16 protein-coding genes and 1 pseudogene are annotated in these 22,136 nt (G+C 73.0%); 5 read left to right on the top strand and 12 right to left on the bottom strand.

What is annotated here, in order from left to right:
- Position 1: 1 nt before the first annotated feature.
- Positions 2-1,639: an MDR family MFS transporter gene (locus BLW32_RS21925; RefSeq protein ID WP_074850767.1), complete on the bottom strand. Its 1,638-nt coding sequence runs from the start codon at positions 1,637-1,639 to the stop codon at positions 2-4.
- 128 nt (positions 1,640-1,767) lie between these two features.
- Between BLW32_RS21925 and BLW32_RS21920 the strand changes: the two genes are divergently transcribed.
- Positions 1,768-2,211: an SRPBCC domain-containing protein gene (locus tag BLW32_RS21920; protein WP_068742978.1), complete on the top strand. Its 444-nt coding sequence runs from the start codon at positions 1,768-1,770 to the stop codon at positions 2,209-2,211.
- Between the two features lie 13 nt (positions 2,212-2,224).
- Here BLW32_RS21920 and BLW32_RS21915 read toward each other — a convergent pair whose 3' ends face one another.
- From BLW32_RS21915 to BLW32_RS21900, 4 genes and pseudogenes are all read right to left on the bottom strand, one after another.
- On the bottom strand, positions 2,225-2,440 hold the full coding sequence (locus tag BLW32_RS21915; RefSeq protein ID WP_068522343.1) for a dodecin: 216 nt from the start codon (positions 2,438-2,440) through the stop codon (positions 2,225-2,227).
- A gap of 53 nt (positions 2,441-2,493) precedes the next feature.
- Positions 2,494-2,883, bottom strand: a complete 390-nt coding sequence (locus BLW32_RS21910) for a PaaI family thioesterase (protein ID WP_068742977.1) — start codon at positions 2,881-2,883, stop codon at positions 2,494-2,496.
- A 728-nt stretch (positions 2,884-3,611) separates the two neighbouring features.
- A pseudogene (locus BLW32_RS21905) lies at positions 3,612-5,018 on the bottom strand (acyl-CoA synthetase); the annotation flags it as partial.
- Positions 5,015-6,352, bottom strand: coding sequence for an SLC13 family permease (locus tag BLW32_RS21900; RefSeq protein WP_068522339.1), 1,338 nt, complete (start codon positions 6,350-6,352; stop codon positions 5,015-5,017). The gene BLW32_RS21900 and the pseudogene BLW32_RS21905, both read right to left, overlap by 4 nt.
- Positions 6,353-6,453: 101 nt before the next feature.
- On the opposite strand from BLW32_RS21900, the gene BLW32_RS21895 reads away from it, so the two are divergent.
- Complete coding sequence (locus BLW32_RS21895) at positions 6,454-7,197, top strand: IclR family transcriptional regulator (protein WP_068522337.1); 744 nt, start codon at positions 6,454-6,456, stop codon at positions 7,195-7,197.
- Between the two features lie 10 nt (positions 7,198-7,207).
- Here the strand turns inward: BLW32_RS21895 and BLW32_RS21890 are convergent, their stop codons facing one another.
- Positions 7,208-11,677 (bottom strand): ATP-dependent helicase, encoded by a 4,470-nt coding sequence (locus BLW32_RS21890; protein WP_068742976.1) that lies wholly within the window; start codon positions 11,675-11,677, stop codon positions 7,208-7,210.
- Positions 11,678-11,850: 173 nt separating this feature from the next.
- Here BLW32_RS21890 and BLW32_RS21885 point away from each other — a divergent pair, with 173 nt between their 5' ends.
- The 3 genes from BLW32_RS21885 to mftM all read left to right on the top strand — a co-directional run bounded on the left by BLW32_RS21885 (position 11,851) and on the right by mftM (position 14,913).
- Positions 11,851-13,275 (top strand): carboxylesterase/lipase family protein, encoded by a 1,425-nt coding sequence (locus BLW32_RS21885; RefSeq protein ID WP_074850765.1) that lies wholly within the window; start codon positions 11,851-11,853, stop codon positions 13,273-13,275.
- A gap of 126 nt (positions 13,276-13,401) precedes the next feature.
- Positions 13,402-14,019, top strand: a complete 618-nt coding sequence (locus BLW32_RS21880; RefSeq protein ID WP_068742974.1) for an LGFP repeat-containing protein — start codon at positions 13,402-13,404, stop codon at positions 14,017-14,019.
- An 87-nt stretch (positions 14,020-14,106) separates the two neighbouring features.
- Positions 14,107-14,913 carry a mycofactocin oligosaccharide methyltransferase MftM gene (gene mftM / locus BLW32_RS21875; RefSeq protein ID WP_068742973.1) on the top strand — a complete coding sequence of 269 codons (807 nt, stop codon included), beginning with the start codon at positions 14,107-14,109 and terminating at the stop codon, positions 14,911-14,913.
- Positions 14,914-14,919: 6 nt separating this feature from the next.
- Here mftM and BLW32_RS21870 read toward each other — a convergent pair whose 3' ends face one another.
- The 6 genes from BLW32_RS21870 to mdo all read right to left on the bottom strand — a co-directional run bounded on the left by BLW32_RS21870 (position 14,920) and on the right by mdo (position 22,079).
- Positions 14,920-15,579 (bottom strand): MadR family response regulator transcription factor, encoded by a 660-nt coding sequence (locus BLW32_RS21870; RefSeq protein ID WP_068522329.1) that lies wholly within the window; start codon positions 15,577-15,579, stop codon positions 14,920-14,922.
- Entirely contained in the window at positions 15,576-16,910 is a 1,335-nt protein-coding gene (locus BLW32_RS21865) for a MadS family sensor histidine kinase (protein WP_068522327.1), read from the bottom strand. The genes BLW32_RS21870 and BLW32_RS21865 overlap by 4 nt, the downstream gene beginning before the upstream one ends.
- Positions 16,907-18,082, bottom strand: a complete 1,176-nt coding sequence (locus BLW32_RS21860) for an iron-containing alcohol dehydrogenase (protein ID WP_068523254.1) — start codon at positions 18,080-18,082, stop codon at positions 16,907-16,909. Before BLW32_RS21860 ends, BLW32_RS21865 begins: the two co-directional genes overlap by 4 nt.
- 158 nt (positions 18,083-18,240) lie before the next feature.
- Positions 18,241-19,737: a MadC family VWA domain-containing protein gene (madC, locus tag BLW32_RS21855; protein WP_068742972.1), complete on the bottom strand. Its 1,497-nt coding sequence runs from the start codon at positions 19,735-19,737 to the stop codon at positions 18,241-18,243.
- On the bottom strand, positions 19,724-20,785 hold the full coding sequence (locus BLW32_RS21850) for a MadB family AAA-type ATPase (RefSeq protein ID WP_068742971.1): 1,062 nt from the start codon (positions 20,783-20,785) through the stop codon (positions 19,724-19,726). The genes madC and BLW32_RS21850 overlap by 14 nt, the downstream gene beginning before the upstream one ends.
- 22 nt (positions 20,786-20,807) lie before the next feature.
- Complete coding sequence (mdo, locus tag BLW32_RS21845; RefSeq protein ID WP_068522320.1) at positions 20,808-22,079, bottom strand: NDMA-dependent methanol dehydrogenase; 1,272 nt, start codon at positions 22,077-22,079, stop codon at positions 20,808-20,810.
- Positions 22,080-22,136 lie beyond the last annotated feature (57 nt).

Below are 22,136 nucleotides of genomic sequence, written 5' to 3'. Positions count from 1 at the left end.
CCTAGTTGGTCTTGCTGATCCCCACGCGGGCCCTGCCGCTGTCCTTCACCGCACCGCCGACGAGGTCGTTCGTGCTGGTGGGAGCGGTGATCGCGGGCCCGTCCGCGGGCTCGTCCAGGGGAGCGGCCTGAGCGCCGGGCTCCAGGTCGAGCGTGGTGCGGAGCGGCTTGTTGGGGAGCATCGCGACCGCGATCAGCGTGACGAGCGCGCACGCCGTCGACACCAGGAAGATCCTGCCGGTCGCGTCGCCGAACGCGGCGTTGGTGATCTCCGCGATGAGCGGGCTGTGCGGATCGCGGACGTGGTTCGCCACCACGCCCTCCTTCACCAGCTCGGTGACGCGAGCGGTGAGGATCGCGCCCAGGGCGGAGACGCCGATCGCGCCGCCGAAGGTCCGGAAGAAGGCGACCGAGCTGGACGCCGCGCCGATGTTCTGCACGCTCACCGTGTTCTGCACGGCGAGCACGAGGTTCTGCATCAGCGCGCCGACGCCGAAGCCCATGATCGCGATGTAGACCTGCACCTGCCAGATCGGCGTCAGGTGGTCGATGCTGCTGAGCAGGGCGAATCCGGCGACCATGACGATCGCGCCGCCGACGACGAACCGCTTCCACTTGCCGAACCGGGTGATCAGCTGGCCGGACGCGACCGACGAGAACAGCATGCCGACCACCATCGGGATCGTGAGGACGCCGGCCATCGTCGGGCTGTAGCCGCGCGAGTTCTGGAAGTACAGCCCGAGGAAGGACATGGCGCCGAACATGCCGACGCCGACGGCGATCGAGGCGATGATCGCGAGCGCGGTGGTGCGCTCGGTGATGATGCCGATCGGGATGATCGGGTCCTTGGCGCGCAGCTCGACGGACACCGTCGCGACGAGCAGTGCGAAGCCGGTGATCAGGTACACCGCCGACGACGTGGAGACCCAGCCGTAGTTCTTGCCGGCGAAGGAGACCCAGATGAGCAGCACGGACACGCCGGCGGTCAGCAGCATCGCGCCGAGCCAGTCGATCGAGACGTCGTCCTTGCGGGTCGACGGCAGGTGCAGCGTGCGCTGGATGAGGATCAGCGCGGCGACGGCGAGCGGGACGCTGACGTAGAAGCACCAGCGCCAGCCGATGTGGTCGGTGATCACGCCGCCCAGGATCGGGCCGCCGGCCATCGACACGCCCATGACGGCGCCCATGTAGCCGGAGTACCGGCCGCGCTCACGCGGCGGGACGATGCTGCCGATGATGGCGACGACCAGCGCGGTCAGGCCGCCCATGCCGATGCCCTGGATCACGCGGGCGACGAGCAGCACCTCGACGTTCGGGGTGGCGCCGGCGAGGACCGACCCGGCCACGAAGATGATGATCGCGGCCTGGACCAGGACCTTCTTGTTGAACAGGTCGGCCAGCTTGCCCCAGATCGGGGTCGACGCGGCGTTCGCAAGGAGGGCGGTGGTGATCACCCAGGAGAACGCCGTCGTCGATGCGCCGAGGTCGGCGATGATCCGCGGCAGCGCCGTGGAGACGACGGTGGTGCTCAGCAGCGCCGTGAACAGTGCGGCCAGCAGGCCCGCCATGACCTCGAGGATCTCCCGGTGCGTCATGGGGGCCGAGGCCTGTGGTTCGGCTTCCGCCGTGATCTCGGACATCGGGACCTTCCTTCAAAGCTCTAAGCAATAACGTGCAGGGTGCAACTGTAACTACGGCGAAGATATTCCGCCACCTCATTACCTGTGACTCAGCTCGCAACGGGTGGAACATGTTCTAGGTTGGAGGCATGGCCTTCACCATCGATCACAGCCGCGAGATCGCGGCCCCGCCCGCCCTCGTCTGGCAGGCGCTCACCGACTTCGACGCCTACGGGCAGTGGAACCCCTTCGCCGTCGAGGCCGCGTGCGACCTGCGGCCCGGCGGCGCGATCACCATGCGGGTGGCGCTGCGCCCCCCGAAGGTGATGACGCAGAAGGAGTACATCGTCTCCGTCGACGAGGGCCGCGGCTTCGCGTACGCGATGAAGCCCGCGCCCGCCGGGCTGCTGCGCAGCATCCGCGAACAGGACATCGTCGACCTCGGGGGCGGCCGGTCGCGCTACACCTCGCACTTCCAGCTCGACGGTCCGCTGTCGCCGCTCGTCGGCGCGCTGCTCGGCGCGCACCTGCGCCGCGGCTTCGACGGCAACGTCGACGGGCTCGTCCGGCAGGCGGAGAAGCTCGCCCGCTGATCCGGGGGTCGGGTCAGTCGGCGCCGTCCATCCGGAAGCCGATCTTGACCGTCACCTGGGTGTGCGCGACGGCGCCGTTCTCGATGTGCCCACGGGTGGACACCACCTCGAACCACTCCAGGTTCCGCATCGTCTGCGACGCCCGCCCGACGGCGTTCGCGATGGCCGCGTCGTACCCCTCGGTGGAGGTGCCGACGACTTCGATGACTCGGTACACGTTGTTCGTCATACCTGTCCATACTCCGCTTTCCCGGCGGCCGGGGTGGCGGAACGGCGAGGACGCTAGCGCGCGCGGACGCGTCGCGTGAACCGGGCGGTGGCGCGGGCCACCACCTCACCGTCGGCGTCCCGGGTGACACGGATGACGAAGAGGTCCTCCTTCGGCAGCCGCTCGCCGACGACGGCCTCCGCGGTCAGGGCGTCGCCCAGGCGGGTGGGGCGCAGGTAGTCGATGTGGATCGCGCTGGCGACGCCGGTGTGCTCGTCGTCGTTCGCCGCCGCCGCGACGGCCGTGCCCACCAGGGCGAAGACGAAGGCGCCGTGCGTCGTGTCGTGCGGGTTGAGGTGGTCCTCGGTGACCGTCACCGTCGACACCGCCCGTCCGCCGCCGTGCCCGGTCACCTCGATCCCGAGGAACTGCGCGTACCGGTCCACGGGCTGCTGCGTGCTCATCCCTCCATCCTCTCCGATCGCGCATCGGCGGCCGCGAGGGCGGCCCGCATCGCCGCGCGCTCGGCCTCGGGCCAGGGGCCGGACGCGGCGAGCGGGATCTCGGTGAGGAAGCGCCGCTGGGCCTCCGGGATCCGCGTCACGAACCGGTCGGGGTCGCGGCCCGCCGTCGCGTACAGGTCCGGGCCGTCGGCGTAGAACGGGTCGATCAGGACCGGCGCCCCGTCGCCGCGGAGCATCACGTTGGTCGGGTTGGTGTCGAGCGGCCCGCACCACGGCAGCTCCCGGCGCGCGTCGGCGTGGATCCGGGTCACGATCGCCACCAGCTCCGCGACGGCGTCGTCGCCGGCCGCGATCGACCGGTGGAAGGCCTCCGCCACGTCCTGCGGGGCGTCCTCGAGGCGCTCCATCACCTGCAGATCACCGCCTCCCGCCAGCCGCCGGTGCGCGTGCAGGGCGGGGACCTGCCCGGTGCCCGCCGCCTCCCGGTACAGCGCTGCGCTGTACGGCCCGACGGGGTCGAACGGGCTGATCCGCGCGACGAGGGCACCGTCGGGCGAGGCGAGCGCGATCGCCCAGTCCCCGGCGCCGCACCGCGTCCAGCCCGCGGCCGTGAACGCGGCCTCCGCGGCGCGGTGATCGGCGTCGGGCGGCAGATCGACGGGGAGGGTGTCCATGGGCTCAGTGTGCCCGTCGGCGGAACGCGCCGGAGTGCCGACGTCGCCGCGGATCAGGGACGCCTTCTGCACCTTGCCCATGGCGTTGCGGGGCAGGGCGTCGATGAACCGGACGGCGCGCGGCCGCTTGTGCCAGGACAGTTCGCCGGCGACGTGTGCGATGAGCGCCTCGGCGGCCGCGTCGTCACCGCTCCCGGGCGTGGCGACCACGTACGCGACGATCCGCTGCCCGAGGTCGGCGTCCGGCACGCCCACGACCGCGACCTCGCGGACCTCCGGGCGCGCCAGCAGCGATGTCTCGATCTCGCCCGCGCCGATCCGGTAGCCGCCGGACTTGATGAGGTCGACGGACTCGCGCCCGACGATGCGGTGGAACCCGCCCGCGTCCTTGACGGCGACGTCGCCGGTGATGAACCAGCCGTCCTCGGTCCACGAGGCGGCGGTCGCCTCCGGCCGGCCGAGGTAGCCCGCGAACACCATGGGCCCGCGGATCTCGAGCCGGCCGACGCTCTCGCCGTCGGCGGGGACCTCGGTACCGTCCTCCCCGCGGAGCCGGGTGTGCACGCCGTCGACCGCGGAGCCGACCCATCCGGGGCGGCGCTCGCCGTCGGCGCGGGTGCTGAGCGTGATCATGGTCTCGGTCATCCCGTACCGCTCGATCGGCGCCTGTCCGGTGAGCGCGCGCAGCCGCTCGAAGACGGGCAGAGGCAGCGGCGCGCTGCCGGAGACGAGCAGGCGCGCGCCGGCGAGGGCACGCGCGGAGTCCTCGTCCGCGGCGATCCGGCCCCACACGGTGGGCACGCCGAAGTACATCGTGGCGGGCGTGGCGGCGTACCGCTCGGGCGTGGCCTTCCCGGTGTGCACCACGCGGGAGCCGATGTGCAGCGAGCCGAGGACGCCGAGGATGAGGCCGTGGGTGTGGAACAGCGGCAACCCGTGCGCGACGGTGTCGCGGTCGGTCCAATCCCACGCCTCCGCGAGCGCGTCGAGACCCGCCGCGATCGCCGCGCGGCTGAGCAGGACGCCCTTCGGCGCGCCCGTGGTGCCCGAGGTGTACAGGATCATCGCGACCGCGTCGCCGCCCGGCTCAGTCTCCTGCGCCGGAACGGATCCCGTGTCCGGGGTGACCCGATGGACGGGCAGGCCGACGTGATCACGCGGCTCGCCGACCCAGGCGGTGGCCGCGGAATCCGCGAGGATGTGGGCGATCTCGGCCGGCCCGGCGTCGGGCGGCACCGGTACGGCGGTGATGCCGGCGAGCAGGCAGCCGGTGACGGCGACGACGGTTTCGAGCGTCGGTGCCGCGCAGATCGCGACGGGGCCCCGGGTGTCGAGCGATGCGGCGAAGGACAGGGCGGCGGACCGCAGTTCGGCGCGCGAGAGGCTGTGGCCGTCGATGGTCACCGCCCGTGGGTCGTCGGCGCGGGTGCGGTCGCGGAGTGCGGCGAGCAGAGCGGTCATGAGAACACCATTCCTGGGACGATGAGGACGAGGGTGAGGACGACGGGGCCGGCCACGACCATGGACAGGCCCCAGCGGGTGAGCATCCGGGTCATCCGCGGGCGTTCGGCCTCGTCGACGGTGGTGGCGACGTAGGTGGCGCCGACCGTCGAGAAGGGGGAGACGTCGACGATCGACGAGCACACGCCGATCGCACAGATCAGGGCCCAGCCGGGGATGCCGCCGTCGGCGATGAGCGGGAGCGCGAGGGGGACGAGCGCGGCGAGCATTCCGGTGGTGGAGGCGAACGCGGAGATCAGCCCGGCGGCGGCGCAGAGCAGGAGCGCGGCGACGAGCGGCGAGCCGAGATGGACGGCCTGCCGGCCGAGCATGTCCACCACGCCGAGCTCGGTGAGCACGCCGACGAAGGTGATGATGCCGCCCACGAGGAGGACGGAGCCCCAGTCGATCCGGGTCATGGCCTGCTTGCCCGCGGCCGGGTCGACGAGGGCGAGGACGGCGCCGAGCGCGAAGCCGAGGACGCCGATGTCGGGCTCCAGACCGCTGACCGACAGCGCGATCACCGTGCCGACCAGGCCCGCCATGGCGACCACCGTGAGGAGCTGGATCGGGCTCGGCCGGCCGGGCCGCGCAGGCTCGGCGGACGGGCCCTCGTCGACCGCGAGCGTGGACTGGCCCGACTCGGAGAGCGCGGCACCGCGGGCGACCATGGCCTCCGCGAACGCGGGGGTGCGGCGCTCGGCGCGGGAGCGCCCGAACAGGGCGTAGGCGACCGCGACCAGCACCAGGTTGACGGCGACGGCGACGCCGAACAGCAGGAGCGGGCTCAGCGGGATGCCGGCCGCGTCGGCGGTCCCCCAGGTGATGATCCCGAACAGGCTGGTCGGGGCGAAGGCGCCCGCGCTGAGCCCGGCGCCCATGGCGAGCGCCATGAGCATCGGATCGATGTCGCGGCGGTGCGCGATGCTCATGCCCATCGGGGCCATCACGAGTCCGCCGAGCGGGGCGCCCATGGCCGAGAGCGCGGCGGTGAGCACGAAGAAGACGACGGGGAACAGCTTGTCCCGCCCGCCGACCCGGGCGAGCGAGGACTCGATGAGCCAGTCGACGGTGCCGTTGGCGTGCGCGACGCCGAAGAAGTAGGTCACCCCGACGAGGAGGACCAGGATGGACAACGGGAACCCCGCGACGACGTCCTTGAGCGCCATGTCCGCGACCCACAGCCCGACACCGCAGGCCGCCGGGAACATCACGATCCCGATGTTCACGTTCCGGGCGGCGGACAGCGCGAAGACCGCGACGAACACTCCCAGCGCTATCAGTTGTGCTGACACGGGGACCCTCTTTCCCTATCGGTCCACTGTGTGGCACAATGGACTACTGAATGGACCAGCGGGATGTAATGTAGATCACGGCCGAGGAGGAGGGCAAGGGAATGGCCACGAACAGTGTGGTTTCGGCGTTCAAGGTGCTCGAAGCGGTGGCGCGGATGCAGCCGGTGGGGCTGTCCGAACTCGCCCGCGCGGTGGATCTGCCCAAGAGCACGACCCAACGGTGCCTGCTGACGCTGCACGAGGTGGGGTGGCTGGCGCCGACCGAGAGCAGCCCGCCGCGCTGGCAGATGACCTATCGCGCGATCGCCGTGTGCGGGCGGGCCGGCGTGGGGCGCGGGCTGCGCGACGTGGCGATCGCCACGATGAACGAGCTGCAGCTCGCGACGACGGAGACCGTGCACCTCTGTGCGCCCGACGGCGATTCGCTGGTGCTCATCGAGCGCCTCGACACCTCCCACCCCCTGCGCGCCTTCCTGCCGCTGGGTGAGCGGATCTCCTTGCACGCCAGTGCGACCGGCCTCGCCTATCTGTCCGCGTGCGACCCTGCGGTCGTGGACGAGTACCTGGCCGGCCCGCTGGCGGCGTCGACCCCCGACTCGATCACCGATCCCGGACGGCTGCGCGAGGTCCTCGCGGAGGTGGCGGCGCGCGGCTATTCGACGAACATCGGCGGGCTGTCCGCGGGGATCAGCTCGATCGGCGCGCCGATCCTCGACCACGGCGGCACGCCCGTGGGCGCGATCTCGGTGTCCGGGCCGAGCAGCCGGATGGTCGAGGAGCGCTTCGATGAGCTCGGCCCGCAGGTCGCCGCCGCGGCGGCGCGCATCGGTGTTCTCCTGCAGTGATCCTCGCGGATCAGCGCACGCGCAGGCCCTTCGGCGTGCGCGCGAAACCGGCCGCGGCGAGCGCACCGGCCAGCGGCGCGGTGAGGGCCGGGGCGCCGTCGATCTTCTCGACCGTCAGGCCCCCGAGTCGGGGCGCCGCGCCCGCGAGCGCGGTGAGCGCCGCCTCCGGCGCGTCGGTGAAGGTCAGCACGGTGCGGCCGCCGCGCTCGACGAACAGGGCCAGCGCGCCGTCGACCAGCACCACGAGCGCCCCCGCCTTGCGCCCGGGGCGTGCGCCCTCGTCGCCGCGGTCCGGCCAGGGGAGCGCCGCGCCGTACGGGTTGGCGGGGTCGGTGGCGGCGAGGACGAGCGCGGAGGTCTCGCCGCGCTGCTGTGCCCGCTCCAGCGCGGACGCCGCGTCGCGCAGCGCGTCGACGGTGCCGCCCCGCGCGAACTGCGCCGCGCCCAGCCGCTCGATGAAGTAGCCGCGCCGGGCCTTCCCGGATTCCTCGAAAGCGGCCAGGGTGCGGTAGATCCGGGCGAAGCCGCCCTCGATGTGCTCGGCCGTCACCGCTCCGCGGGTCACGACCCCGTACCGCTCCAGCAACTGCTCGGCGAGGGCGGCGGACTGCTCCGTGGCGCTCGCCTCCGCCGGCGCGGGCGGCAGCGACCAGCGCCCGGCGACCATGGGCGGCGCCTGGTCGACCGCCACGCGGAACCGCGCGCGCGGCGCCCGCCGGGGCGTGCGGTGGGCGGTCGCGCGACGGCCGCCCGCGAGCCGGGCCCGCACCGGCGCGAAGGTGTCGCCCGTGAGCCGGCCCGCCCAGACCAGGTCCCACAGCGCTTCGGGGGTGGCGCCGGTGAGCTGGCGGTAGAAGTACGCGCCGCCGCCGCGCACCGCGTCCTCGATCGCCTCGTGTGCGTCCGCGGTGTCGAGTACGCCCGGTGGGGGCAGGGTGAGCGGCGCGAGATCCGCCGGGTGGAAGGCGATCCAGCCGTCCTGCGCGCCGATCGCGCCGTGCCCGGTCCACACCACCTCGCCGGTGCCGGTCAGCTCGTCGAGCATCGCGGGCGAGTAGTCGGCGACGCGCTGCGGCAGCACGACCGACTCCCAGGCGGAGGCGGGGATCGGGACGCCGGCCAGCTGGTCGATCACGGCGGCGACACCGTCGATGCCGCGCAGCGGGGTCTTCAGGTGGTGCCAGCCCGCGAGGAATTCCGCGTAGGCGCGCTCGGGCACCGGCTCGACGTCCTGCCGGAGCCGCGCGAGGCTGCGCTGCCGGATGCGCCGGAGCACCTCGGCGTCGCAGAACTGGGGAACGCCGTCGACGCCCGCGCCCTCGCCGTCCGGGACGAAGCGGCCTTCGATCACCCGTCGCGCCGCGACCAGCTCGGTGAGGGGACGCTGCACCACCGCGACCCCCAGGCCGTAGCGCGCGGCGAGCTCGGCGGCCGTGAACGGGCCGTGCCGGCGGGCGTACCGCGCGACCAGGTCGCCGACGGGGTCCGGGACGGATTCCGTGAAGGCCGACGCGATGCCGGGCTGCAGCGGTACGCCGAGGCCGTCGCGCAGCCGCGCCGCGTCCTCGACGGCGGCGATCCAGCTGTCGCCGTAGGCGAAGACGCGGCCCGCGGCGAGGAGCTCCTCGACGGCGGCCGGCGCGCCCTCGGAACGATCCGCGATCTCGGCCCGGGTGAGCGGACCCAGCTCGCGGATCAGGTCCGCCACCTGCTCGACCGTGCGCGCGCGGTAGCCGGGCGCGGTGCGCTGCAGCTGCGCCGCGACCTCCGTGAGGATCTCGGCGTCGAGCAGCTCCGTGAGTTCGACGCGGCCGAGCAACTGGGACAGGACGGCCGGGTCGAGGCTGAGCACGGCGGCGCGCCGCTCGGCCAGCGGCGCGTCGCCCTCGTACATGAACGCGCCGACGTAGCTGAACAACAGCGAGGCCGCGAACGGCGACGGGGCCACCGTCTCCACCTCGGCCAGCCGGACGGTGCGCGACTCGAGCGAGCGGTGCACGGCGATCAACTCCGGTACGTCGTAGACGTCCTGCAGGCACTCGCGGACGGCCTCGAGCACGATGGGGAACTGCGGGTAGCCGCGCGCGACCTCGAGCAGCTGGCTCGCGCGCTGGCGCTGCTGCCACAGCGGGGCGCGCTTGCCGGGGTCGCGACGCGGCAGTAGCAGGGCCCGGGCGGCGCACTCGCGGAACCGCGAGGCGAACAGCGCGCTCGACCCGACGGCCTCGGTGACCAGCGCGTCGATCTCGTCGGGTTCGAACCGGAAGAGCTCGGCGCCGGGCGGCGTGTCGTCGGTGTCGGGCAGGCGGACGAGGATCCCGTCGTCCGTGGCGGTGACCGCGCCCGACAGGCCGAGGGAGGCGTTCAGGCGCGCGCCGACGGCGAGGGCCCACGGCGCGTGGACCTTCATCCCGAGCGGCGAGTGCAGCGCCACGCGCCAGTCGCCGAGCTCGTCGCGGAACCGCTCCACCACGAGGGTGCGGTCGGTGGGGAGCACGCCCGTGGCCCGCTGCTGCTCGTCGAGCAGCGCGACCAGGTTGTCGGTGGCCCACTCGCCGAGGCCCACCTCCTGCGCCCGCGCGCGTTGCTCGGGCCCGCCGAGTGAGGTGAACTCGCGGGTGAACCTCCCGATGGCGCGGCCCAGTTCGGCGGGGCGGCCGACGGTGTCGCCGATCCAGAAGGGCAGCCGGCCGGGCTGGCCGAAGGCGGGTGAGACCAGCACGCGGTCGTGCGTGATCTCCTCGATCTTCCAGCTGGTGGCGCCGAGGGCGAAGACGTCTCCCACGCGGGACTCGTAGACCATCTCCTCGTCCAGCTCGCCGACGCGGGAGGCCTTCTCGCCCACCATGAAGACGCCGAACAGGCCGCGGTCGGGGATGGCGCCGCCGGAGGTCACGGCGAGCCTCCCGGCCCCGGGGCGGCCGGTGAGCGTGCCCGCGTCGCGGTCCCAGACCACGCGGGGGCGGAGCTCGCCGAAGTCCTCCGCCGGGTACCGTCCCGAGATCAGGTCCAGCACCGCCTCGTACGCCGAATCCGGCAGTGCGGCATAGGGGTGCGCCCGCCGCACCAGGGCCAGCCAGTCGTGGACGTCCAGCTGGTCCATGGCCGAGGCGGCGATGGTCTGCTGCGCCAGCACGTCGAGCGGATTGCGCGGGACGACGAGCTTCTCGATCGCGCCCTCGCGCATGCGCTGCACGGTGACGGTGCTGTGCAACAGGTCCGTGCGGTGCTTGGGGAAGAAGACGCCGCGGCTGGGCTCGCCCACCTGGTGGCCGGCGCGGCCCACGCGCTGCAGGCCCGCGGCTACCGACGGCGGCGCCTCCACCTGGATCACCAGATCGACCGCGCCCATGTCGATCCCGAGCTCCAGGCTGGAGGTGGCGACCACGCAGCGGAGCCGGCCCGACTTCAGATCGTCCTCGATGATCGCGCGCTGCTCCTTGCTCACCGAGCCGTGATGCGCCCGCGCGAGCACGGCCTCCGCGCCGTGCGTCTGGCCGCTGCCGAGCACCTGCGCGGGGGAGCCGCCCGCGACGGCACGGTTCGGCGGGCCGGCGTGCACGTCCGCGGCGAGCTCGTTGATCCGGGCGGTGAGCCGCTCCGCGAGCCGGCGCGAGTTGGCGAAGACGATGGTGGACCGGTGCCGCTCGATCAGCTCCACGATGGACGATTCCACGTGCGGCCAGAGCGATCCCTGCTGCACCGGCTCGTCCGGATCGTCGGAGACCACGTCCAGCTCCGTCATGTCCGGGACGGGCACGGTGACGGTGAGGTCGAACTCCTTCTGCGAGGGCGGGCGCACCACCGTCGCGGGGCGCGGCCCACCGAGGAAGGCGGCGACCTCCTGCGCCGGCTCGACGGTGGCCGACAGCCCGATCCGCTGGGCGGGTTCGTCGAGCAGCTCGTCGAGCCGCTCGAGCGAGAGCGCCAGGTGCGTGCCGCGCTTGGTGCCGGCGACGGCGTGCACCTCGTCGACGATGACGGTGCCCACCTGCGCGAGGGTCTCGCGGGCCTGCGAGGTGAGCATGAGGAACAGCGACTCGGGCGTGGTGATGAGGATGTCCGGCGGCGTGCGGACGAGCTGCCGCCGTTGCTGGGCGGGGGTGTCCCCGGAGCGCACGCCGACGGTGACCGCCGGCGCCGGCTCGCCCCGGCGCTCCCGCACCCGGGCGATCCCGGCGAGCGGGGCGCGGAGGTTGCGTTCCACGTCGACCGCGAGGGCCTTGAGCGGGGAGACGTAGAGGACGGAGGTGCCCCGCGGACCGTTGGACTCCGACGGTGCCGGCCGGTCGGCGAGCCGGTCCAGGGCCCACAGGAACGCCGAGAGCGTCTTGCCCGAGCCGGTGGGGGCCACGACCAGTGTGTTGTTCCCCTGCGCGATCGACCGCCACGCTCCCGCCTGCGCCGCGGTGGGCGCGGCGAAGGACGCGGTGAACCATTCGGCGGTGGCGGGCGTGAACGCCCGGAGGGCGTCCGGCATGGGTCCATCATGGCGCAGCCCTCCGACAAGTCCACTGCGTCCGATTGCCGCGGCTGTGCATCGGTCGGTCGCAAAGCCGTCGCCAGGTTGCGACTTCTGCTTGAATCGCAAAGGACAGGTGTTGACAACGGGCTGTCCGGGCGACCGCCGGCCCTGACGAAGGGTGGTACGGAGTGAGTGGACCCCGGGTCGTGTGTCCGGCCGGCGAGATCAGTGGCGCGCTGGTGGGGGGTGTCGCGCGCTACCTCGGGATCCCGTACGCCAAGCCCCCGGTGGGGGAGCGGCGGTTCGCGCTGCCGGAGCCGGCGGATCCGTTCGAGGGCGTCTTCGAGGCCACGGCGTTCGGACCGACGCCGCCGCCGTCGATGGAGCTGCCCGAGCCCTACACGTACCCGGTCATCGAGGGCGACGACTGGCTCACGCTCAACGTCTGGGCCCCGGCCGACGCGCAGCCGGGTGACGCACTGCCCGTCTACGTGTGGATCTACGGCGGCTCGTTCGCCATGGGCAACACGGCGCAGTCGCTGTTCGACGGGACCGCGTTCGCTCGCGACGGGGCGGTGTACGTCTCCGCGAACTACCGGGTGGGCCTGGAGGGCTTCACCCACCTGCCGGACGCCCCCGACAACCGCGGCCTGCACGACCAGCTGCAGGCGCTGCGCTGGGTGCAGGCGAACATCGCCGCGTTCGGCGGCGACCCCGGCCGGGTGACGATCGGCGGCGAGTCCGCCGGCTCGATGTCGGTCTCCGCCCTGGCGACCACGGAGTTCGCCGGGAAGCTGTTCCATCAGGTGATCTGCGAGTCCGGCATCGGCGTGGCGGCCGATGTGCCGACGGCGGCGAAGCTCGCGGACCCGCTCAAGGCCGCGCTGGGCCTGCACCTGACCGCGAAGGCGTTGCGCGAGAAGGACCCGCGGGAATCGGCGGCGGCCGTGGCGAAGCTGCTGCACAAGCTGAGCCCGCACAACGTGCTCACCCTGTTCCCGCCCGTGATCGACGGCGATCTCCTGCCCGAGAACCCGGTGAGCCGGCTGGCGAAGGGCCCGGTGCCGGTGCGGATGATCATCGGCAACAACCACAAGGAGTCCGACTTCTGGCGGGTGTTCGGGGAGTTCGTGCCCGGCGACAACCCGCTCAAGGCCCTCGACGTCCTGCTGCGCCCGTTCGGCGACACGGCCCCGATCGTGGGCGCGTACCGGAAGGTGTACGGCGACAGTCTCACACCGGGCGAGATCGTCCTGGAGCTGCTCTCCGACGGCGCCTTTGGCGGCCCCAGCTACGCGGCGCAGCGCGGACAGGGTGAGAACTGCTTCGCGTACTACTTCACCTGGCCCTCGACGGTGCACACGAAGTCGGCGATGCACACGCTGGACCTGGGCTTCGCCTTCGACAACGTCGCCGATCCGGGCTTCGTGATGTACGCGGGCGAGGATGCGCCGCAGGCCCTCGCCGACGACATCCACGGCCGCTGGATGGAGTTCATCAAGACCGGCTCGCCCGGCCCGGACTGGCGGCCGTTCGCCGCCGAGGCCGACCTCAAGGTGTTCGGGCCGCCCGCGGAGCGGAACCGGGACGCACTGGGGGCGTGGGTGTACTGATCGGCCCGGGAGTGCGGTAGCAGGGGCGTGCCGCCGGTCACAGCCGGCGACACGCCCCTCCTTGTTGTTGTCTGTGTGACTGATGTGATTCATGATGTTCAGGAGGTACGGACCTAAGGAGCAGGAATGACCACGCACGTCTCGTCGAACAGCCACCGTCGCGCCTGGTTCCGGGGCGCCGTCGCCGCGGCGGCCGTCGCGGTGGGTATCAGCGGCGGCGTGACCGCCGTCGCCAAGGCCGACCAGCAGGTCGGCCGGTTCCTGGTCAAGGGCCAGATCGAGGTCTCCTACTTCGCCACGGGCGGCCCCGCGACGTGGGGCGTTCCGCTCATCCCCGAGACCAACGCGGGGCGCGGCGGCAAGTTCCAGACCTTCAAGAACCAGGCCTCCTTCTACTGGCACCCCGGGGCCGACGGCGGCAACGCCCACCAGATCGGCGGCGCCATCCGCGCCAAGTGGGGCGAGAACCGCTGGGAGAACGGCCCGCTCGGCTACCCGACCACCGACGAGCTGCAGTCGCGCGGCCCGTTCAACGCCGTCACCGGCGCGATGAACGCCTTCCAGGGCGGCGTGATCTACTGGTCGCCCGCGTCCGGCGCGTGGCCGGTGTGGGGCGAGATCCTGGTGAAGTGGAGCGCCGACAAGCGCGAATCCGGCAAGTACGGCTACCCGACCGGGCCCGAGATCCGCACGGGCAGCAGCTTCTCCCAGACCTTCCAGCGCGGCGTGATCACCTGGCCGTGACGGCGGGGACCGCCCCTCCGACCGGATAGGCCGCGTCCCGTTCGTCGGCCCGGCGCGGGGCCGCGCGGGCGTTCCTACGCTCGGAGGATGATCGATGTGCTCGCCCCGCAGCGGCCCGGAACCTGGTCGGACGGAACGGTGACCGTCTCCCGTTCGGGCCGTCCCGGCGGTGCCCTCCTCGCCGTCGAGCGCGCCGGCGGGCGGGTGCACCTGCGGCACCGGCTCCGGCCCGAGCACCTGCGCGACTCCCTCGCGGCACGCCTCGCCGCGATCGCGGCACCCCCCACCGTCGACGAGTTCGAGCGGCTCGTGGTCGGCGCCGTGCGCAGCACCGTCGACGTGCCGCACGAGGCCTGGCTGACGTACTACCGCAACTCCCTCGCCGATCTCGAATCCGGCTGCACCCCTTTCGCTCCCGTCCACGAGCGCGCCGAGGAGCTGCTCGTGGGCGAGTCGTTGCTCGATCTCGGCTCCTGCTTCGGCTTCTTCGCGCTGCGCGCCGCCCGCCGCGGGTGGCGCGTCACGGCCTCGGACCTGTGCCCCGGCACCATGGCGCTGCTCGCGCGGGTCGCGCCCGACCTGGGCGCACCGCTGCGCACCGTCGCCGGAGACGCGGCCGCGACGGGCCTGCCCGACGGTTACGCGGACACTGTCACCGCCCTGCACCTCCTCGAGCACGTGTCGCCCGCGGCCGGGCGCGCGATCCTCGCCGAGGCGGTGCGGCTGGCCCGCCGCCGGGTGATCGTCGCGGTGCCCTACGAGGACGAGCCCGACGCGCGGTACGGGCACGTGCGGAGCTTCACGGCGACGACGCTGCGTGAGCTCGGCGCCGCGACCGGCCTCGCCTTCGCGGTCACCGAGCACCACGGCGGGTGGCTCGTGGTCGACCGGTGACGCCGCCTAGATGATCCCGCGCTTGCTGGCCTCGTACGCGGCCTCGGTGCGGCGGCTCACGCCCAGCTTGCGCAGCAGATTGCTCACGTGGAACTTCACGGTCGTGGGGGAGATGAACAGCTGCTCGCCGATCCGGGTGTTGGAGTGGCCCTTCGCCAGCAGGCGCAGCACCTCCAGCTCGCGAGCGGTGAGCGTGTCGTCGGGCGCTCCACCCGCCAGCGTCCTCACCACGGCGACCGCGGTGCGCGAGTCGAAGGCGCTCTGCCCCCGGGTCACCGAACGGATGGCGCTCACCAGCTCCGTGGTGTCCACGTCCTTGACGACGTAGCCACGCGCGCCGGCCTGGACCGCCTCGACCACGAGCCGCTCGTCGAGGAAGGTCGTGAGCACGAGCAGCCCGATCTCCGGGTGCGCGGCCGTGAGATCCCGGCACAGGCTCAGGCCCTCCAGCTCCGAGCCGCCCGATAGCTTCAGGTCGATCACCATCACGTCGGGCCGCACGTGCTCCGCCACCGCGCGGGCCTCGGCGCGCGACACCGCCTCTCCCACGACTTCCAGATCGGGCTCGCGCTCCAGCACCGACCGCAGCCCCTGCCGCAGGATCGCGTGGTCGTCGACCAGCACCAGCCGCGACCGCTCCGCCGTCCGTTCCCGGGTCTCCGTCACGACTCCTCCTCCACCGGTAGTGCCACCTGCACGCGGACCCCGCCGATCCGCGACCGCCGGATCGACAGCCGCCCACCGCATTCGGCGGCGCGCGCCGCCATGTTCGCGAGCCCGCGACCGTGGCCGTCGAGATCGCGCTCCCGGCTGGCCGCGAGCGCGGTGCGCAGGGCGGCGGGATCGCCGGTGCCGTCGTCGTCGACGGCGAGCTCGACGACGTCCGGTCCGTAGCGCAGCGAGACCACAGCGCGGCTCGCGCCCGCGTGGACCGCGACGTTGAAGAGGGCCTCGCCCGCGATCCGCAGCAGCGCGTGCTCGACGGCCGCGCGCAGTTCCCGGGCTTCGCCGCGCACCCGGACCGAGACGGTCAGCTCGTCGGGCTCGTGCACCACGCCGAGGCGGCGCAGCATCTCGGGCAGCGCCGCGTCCTCGTGGTCGTGGCTGTTGCCCAGCGTGTAGATCGCGGCGCGCAGCTGCTCCACGCCGCGTCGCGTCATCTCCTTGGCGAGGTCGAGCCGCTCGGCGCGTTCGGCCGCCGGGATGTCGCTGCGGCACACCTCGATCTGCATGCCCGCGGAGAGCACGGCCTGGGTGACGCTGTCGTGGAGTTCGCGGGCGATGCGGTGGCGCTCGTCGTCGAGGACGCGCTGCCGCTGGGCCACGCCGAGCTCGCGCTGCGTGCTGACGAGCTCGGCGTTGCGCACCGCGAGGTCGGCGGCGGTCCGGCGGGCCTGGGCGTGCGCCTGCTCCGACCGCGTCAGCAGCGTCGCGATGCCCTCGTACAGCGCCGCGTTGTGCAGTGCGACCGCGGTCTGGCTCGCCAAGATGCTCAGCACGGCCGCGTCGGTGCCGTCCAGCTCGCGTCCCTCGGGCACCCACGCGGCGATCGCGCCGACCACGGCACCGTCGAGCACGAGGGGCACGAAGGCGTGCCGGCCCTCGAGCGACGTGCGGTCCGAGACCGTGGCGGGGTCGCGGATCCGTTCGAGGCAGTCGACCACCTCGTACGGGAGGGGCGGGCCGGTCACCCGGTCCACGAGGTAGGGGATGCCGTCCGGGCCGAGCACGAGGCGCCGCATGCCCGCGGCCGTGAGGCGGCCGTCGGTGAGCGCGAAGACCACCCAGTCGGCGCGCAGGTGCTCCCGCGCCACCTCCGCGACCGAGCACACCAGTGTCTCCGGCCCCTCGACGGTCCGCACCAGGGCGCCCGCGATGAGGTCCAGCGCGTGCAGGACGCGCTCCGCGCGCTCGACCGCTCCCCGGTACTGCGGGTAGTAGCTGCTCTTGCCCGACCGGAGCCCGGTGAGCGCGGCGAGGTCCGACTCGGCGGTCACATCGCCGCCCGGAACAGCTCGGTGATCTCGCCGACCGTCGCGGCCCGCGGGTTCGTGGTCATGCACGAGTCCTCGAGGCTCTGCGCCGCCAGCCGGGGGAGGACGTCCTCGGGGACGCCCAGTTCCGACAGTCCCCGCGGGACGCCGACCTCCCGCGCCAGCTCCTCCACCCGGTCGGCCACGGCGGCGGCCGCCTCCGCGGGCGGCGCGTGCTGCGCGTCGAGGCCCATCCCGGCGGCGATCGCCACGTAGGGCGCGGGGTCCGCGGCCGCGTTGAACCGCACGACGTGCGGCAGCAGGATGCCGTTGATCACCCCGTGCGGCTTGTCCAGCAGCCCGCCCACCTGGTGGCTCATCGCGTGCGCGGCCCCGAGGATCGCGTTGGTGAAGGCCATCCCCGCCTCCAGGCTGGCCTGCGCCATCACCAGGCGGGCGGAGATGCTGCGCGGGTCCGCCATGCTGGCGGTGAGCGACTCGGACACAAGGCCCACGGCCCGCAGCGCGTGGTGATCGGTGAGCGGGTTGTGGGCCAGCGAGACGTACGCCTCCACGCCGTGCGTGAGCGCGTCGAGGCCGCTCGCGGCGCCCAACCACTCCGGCATCGTGGTCAGCAGCCGCGGGTCGATGACGGTGACGTCGGGCACCAGGGCCCGGCCCAGGATGGTGACCTTGGTGGCCCGCTCGGTGTCGGTGACGATGCAGAACTGGGAGACGTCGGCGCCGGTGCCCGCGGTCGTGGGCACCATGACGGTCGGCGGGATGGGGCGGGTCACCCGGTCCACGCCCACGTAGTCCAGGATCCCTCCGCCGTTGGTGGCGAGGATCGCCACGCCCTTCGCCGCGTCCATGACCGAGCCGCCGCCGATCCCGAGCACCACGTCGCAGCCGGCCTCGGCGTACCGCTCGAAGGCCGCGGCGACCTCGTGGTCCTTCGGATTCGGCGTCACGGCGCTGAAGACCTCGGGCCGCAGGCCCGCGTCGCGCAGGTGCCCGAGGAGCTCGTCGACCCAGCCGGCCTCGATCAGCCCCGGGTCGGTCACCAGCAGCGGGCGGACCGCGCCGAGGCGGACCGCCGCGTGCGCGGCCTCGCCGAGGGAATCGACGCCGAAGACGATCTCCGGGGCGTGGAACTTGACGGTGCGCGGCACCTCGCGCGAGACCAACGGCACCATCGCGGTGCGGTGATCGAGATCGTTCGCGGCGCGATCATCGAGGTGGGTCACGGGGCTGCTCCTCACCGGATCGATGTGACCCATGTTACGTCAGCCCGGGAGGCCGCCGGCGGGCCGTTCGCAGGGGCGGGTACCTGCCCGATCGGGTAGGTGCGCCGTCAGCGCAGCGCGTTCCCGAGCTCCGCCGCCCGCTCGATCAGCTGGTCCGCGTCGCGCGCCGTGACCACCGCGTCGCAGTGCTCGCGGTACGCGGGCATCGCGCACGTCGCCTGCGCCCAGTACCGCTCCGGCTCCGGTGTGATCCACGCCAGCCGGTGCACGCGTCGCCGCAGCTCCGCGAGGTCGCCGGCGCCGTCGGGCAGGCCGCCCGAGCGCCCGTCGCCGACGATGAGGACCGACGTGCGCCGGGTGAGGCCGGCGGGCGCCGCGAGGAGCTCCGCGAAGACCCGCCCGTAGTCGCTGGACGCCTCGAGGTCGATCTCCGGGTCGGCCAGGACCTGTGCGAGGGCGTCGTCGCCCGCGCCGGGCAGCAGGGCCTCGGTCACGTCCACGGGGCGGTCGACGAAGCCGTAGACCTCGCACCGGGCGGTGCGCCGCCGGATCGACTGCGCGAGGCGCAGGACGAACGCGGTCACCGGGCGCACCGACAGCGAGACGTCCGCGAGGATCAGCAGGCGCAGCCGGTCGGGGCGGGGCACGCGGGTCGCGAGGCGGAACGGAACGCCGTCCGTGCGCTGCGCCGTCCGGGCGGTCGCGCGCAGGTCGAGCCGCCCGTGGCCGTGGTAGCGCACCCGCTCCCGCGGCGCCCCGCGCATGCGGCGCAGCACCTCGTGCACCGCGAGCTCCAGCTCGGCGTGGGGCCGCGATTCGACCTCGCCCGGCGGCCCGGGCGGGACCGGGCCCGCCGCGGCCAGGGCCTCGACGAAGGCGCTCAGCGCCGCGGCCAGCCGGTCGGCGGTGGCCTGCGTCAGCTCCTGCTCCGGCCCGGCGTCGGCGTACACCCGGCTCGGGTCGTAGCGGTCCAGCCACGCCAGAATCGCCGCCGGATCGTCCCAGCGCAGCGCGCCGGACGCGGCCATCGCGGCACCGTCGGACAGCGCCCCGACCTCGGCGGTCCCGGCCCGCGCCACGTCGAGGGTGTAGCTCACGCCGCGGCGACCCCCGTCCTCCCCGGAGACGGCGAGCTCGCCGTCCGCCGCCGACGTCACCGAGAAGTCGTCGTCGTCCTTGTGCGGGTTGAAGCCCTCCTCGGCCTCCGGGGTGTCCACGACGAGATCCCCGACCTCCGCCGCCCGCTCGTTGTAGTCGGCGTAGCGGCCCACCTCCCCGTCGGGATCGAGGACGAGGTCGTCGGGCAGGTCGCCCGTCAGCGCCGCGGGCGCCGGCGTCCGGTCCGGGGCGTCGACGGTGCCGGGGGCGGCCGCGAAGAGCTCGGCGAAGGCCGCATCGAACCCGGCGTCCTCGTGCGCGTACTTGACGCAGGTCGCGCGAAGCCCAGCGCCGAGCCGCGCCCGGTCGCGCGCCCCGTACAGCGCGAGCACGCGGCGCACCTCGATCACCTCGGCGGGGGAGGCGCCCACGCCGTGCGCGCGCAGCCGCGCGCCGAAGGCCGCGGCGACGACGTCGAGCAGGCCCGCCGTCTCAGTTGCCGCCACGGCCCCGGCCCCCGTGCCCCCGGAAGACGGCCGTCGTGGTGTTGGCGGGATCGGCCGCCACCGTCGTCCGGTCCGGCCGGCCCGTCGCCTCCGCCGGACCCGACGGTGCGCCGCCTTTCCGCGTGCGCACCAGCTCCACGTCCGTGGAGTACTTCAGGAGCGCGGCGTAGAGCAGCTCGGGGCGCTCGGCCGCCGTGGTGCCGGTGCCGGCCAGGACGGCGGCGATCCGGGCCGCGTCGATCACCTCCGAGATCGACGGGCTCTTGCGCAGCGGCAGGTCCCGCAGCTCGCCCGCGAGCGCGACCACCTCGGCGATCGCGGCGGGTTCCACCTCGGGCGCGCGGGCGGCGACGATGTCGCGCTCGCGGCCGGCGGCGGGGTAGCCGAGGTGGTAGTGCAGGCAGCGGCGCTTGAGTGCGGCGCTGAGCTCGCGGGTGTCGTTGGAGGTCAACACGACCCACGGCCGGGTGCGGGCGGTGAAAGTGCCGATCTCCGGCACCGTCACCTGGTTCTCCGCCAGCACCTCGAGCAGCAGCGCCTCCATCGACTCCTCGGTGCGATCCACCTCGTCGACCAGCAGCACCACCGGCTCCTCGGACAGGATCGCCGCGAGGAGGGGCCGCGCCGCGAGGAAGGTCTCCGAGTAGAGCCCGAAGTCCTTGGCGGCCAGGTGCGCCGACGCCTCCTCCAGGGTGTCGAAGGCCGCCAGATCGGTGCCGATCCGGTCCCGCAGCATCTGCACGTGCAGCAGCTGTCGCGCGTAGTCCCACTCGTAGAGGGCGCGGCTGTCGTCGAGCCCCTCGTGACACTGGAGCCGGATCAGGCGGCGGCCGGCGACCTCCGCCAAGGCCTTCGCCAGCTCGGTCTTGCCGACACCCGCCGGCCCCTCCAGGAGCAGGGGCCGGCCGAGCACCGTCGCCAGGTGGACCACGGTGGCCAGGTCGGGGTCCGCGATGTAGTCCGCTCCGCGCAGCGCCGCCCGCAGCGCGGGCCCATCGGCGAATCCCGTCTCCTCCGTAGGTTTCTCGATCATGGTCACCGTGGTCATGGCCGTCTCCTCCCTGGTGGCGTCAGTACGTGCCGTTGATGCAGTGGTCCACGACCGGGATCATCGAGGAGACCGTGACCTCGCGCGGATTGCCCGGCGTGCACCAGTCGTCCTGGATGTGCTCCGAGATCGCCAGCACCGACTTCTCGTCGCCCTTGATCACCTCGCCGCGGCCGGCGTACTTGCCCGAGTTCATCTGGTTCTTGTCGTACGAGTCGGTGCGGATCTGCCCGAAGTTGTCGGGGATGCCGACGTCCTTCGCGAGCCGGATCGCCGCCTCCACCGCGGCGTCCGCGGCCTGCACCGTGGTCATGTTGCGGGTGTCGACGCCCATCGCGACGGCGATCTCGGCGTACCGCTCGTAGCGCGAGGGCAGGTTGTACTCCCACACGCGGGGCAGCGCGATCGCGTTGTTAAGGCCGTGGTGGCTGTCGAAGAAGGCGGAGACGGCGTGCGAGATCGAGTGCACGATGCCCAGACCGCCCGAGTTGAAGGCCTGCGCCGAGATGTACTGCGCGTTCATCATGCCCTCGCGGGCCTTGAGGTTGCGCGGCTCGAACGTGGCCTCGCGCAGGTTCTTCGCGACCAGCTCGATCGAGTACAGGGCGTTGCCCAGCGACGGCGCGAAGTCCAGCCGCGAGACGTAGGGCTCGCTGCCGTGCGCCAGCACGTCGAAGCCGCAGTACGCCGTGAAGTGCTGGGGGCACGAGTAGTACAGCAGCGGGTCGTCGATCGCGAGCGTCACGATGGAGGCCTCGTCGAAGGCCACCCACTTGTGCGGCTTGTCCATGTCGGACGTGTCGGTGATGACGTACGCCCACGAGGTCTCCGAGCCGGTGCCGGCGGTGGTGGAGACGGCGATGTGCGGCGGGTTCTTCTTGTTGGTGGACTTGGCGAAGCCCTCGAACTCGTTGATGTTGCGGCCGTCGTGCGCGATGACCACGCGGGCGCCCTTGGCGGCGTCGTGGCTGGAGCCGCCGCCGACGGAGATGATGCTGTCGCACTTCTCCTTCTCGTACATCGCCGCGGCCTCCATGACGTTGTAGTCCTTGGGGTTCGACTCCACCTTGTCGAACAGGACCACCTCGACGCCCTGGTACTCGATCTTGCCGATGAGCTCCTCGATGATGCCCGAGCCGCGGAGGCCGGTGGTCACCAGCAGGGCGCGCTTGAAGCCGAGGTTCTTGGCCTCCACGCCGATGATGTCGTGCGCGCCGACGCCCATCAGCGCGCGGGGGAAGGGGTGGAACTCCTTGATCGGGAAGTCCCAGATCTGATTCAGCTCGATGGCCATGTCGTCTCTCCTGCGTCTGCGGTCCGGTGAGATGGCGTGATCCATCTCACAGGCACA

It is taken from the genome of Tsukamurella tyrosinosolvens (genome assembly GCF_900104775.1).
Lineage (GTDB): Bacteria > Actinomycetota > Actinomycetes > Mycobacteriales > Mycobacteriaceae > Tsukamurella > Tsukamurella tyrosinosolvens.
Note: the sequence above shows the minus strand (reverse complement) of the source record. Positions and strands in the feature narration are given on the sequence as shown.

Bases quoted from the DNA above. Each gene is read 5' to 3' on its own strand.
- BLW32_RS21920 (WP_068742978.1), top strand. From the start codon at position 1,768: ATGGCCTTCACCATCGATCACAGCCGCGAGATCGCGGCCCCGCCCGCC.
- BLW32_RS21895 (WP_068522337.1), top strand. From the start codon at position 6,454: ATGGCCACGAACAGTGTGGTTTCGGCGTTCAAGGTGCTCGAAGCGGTG.
- mdo (WP_068522320.1), bottom strand. From the start codon at position 22,079: ATGGCCATCGAGCTGAATCAGATCTGGGACTTCCCGATCAAGGAGTTC.
- mftM (WP_068742973.1), top strand. From the start codon at position 14,107: ATGATCGATGTGCTCGCCCCGCAGCGGCCCGGAACCTGGTCGGACGGA.
- BLW32_RS21890 (WP_068742976.1), bottom strand. From the start codon at position 11,677: ATGCCGGACGCCCTCCGGGCGTTCACGCCCGCCACCGCCGAATGGTTC.
- BLW32_RS21910 (WP_068742977.1), bottom strand. From the start codon at position 2,883: ATGAGCACGCAGCAGCCCGTGGACCGGTACGCGCAGTTCCTCGGGATC.
- BLW32_RS21915 (WP_068522343.1), bottom strand. From the start codon at position 2,440: ATGACGAACAACGTGTACCGAGTCATCGAAGTCGTCGGCACCTCCACC.
- BLW32_RS21850 (WP_068742971.1), bottom strand. From the start codon at position 20,785: ATGACCACGGTGACCATGATCGAGAAACCTACGGAGGAGACGGGATTC.
- BLW32_RS21925 (WP_074850767.1), bottom strand. From the start codon at position 1,639: ATGTCCGAGATCACGGCGGAAGCCGAACCACAGGCCTCGGCCCCCATG.
- BLW32_RS21860 (WP_068523254.1), bottom strand. From the start codon at position 18,082: ATGGTGCCGTTGGTCTCGCGCGAGGTGCCGCGCACCGTCAAGTTCCAC.
- BLW32_RS21880 (WP_068742974.1), top strand. From the start codon at position 13,402: ATGACCACGCACGTCTCGTCGAACAGCCACCGTCGCGCCTGGTTCCGG.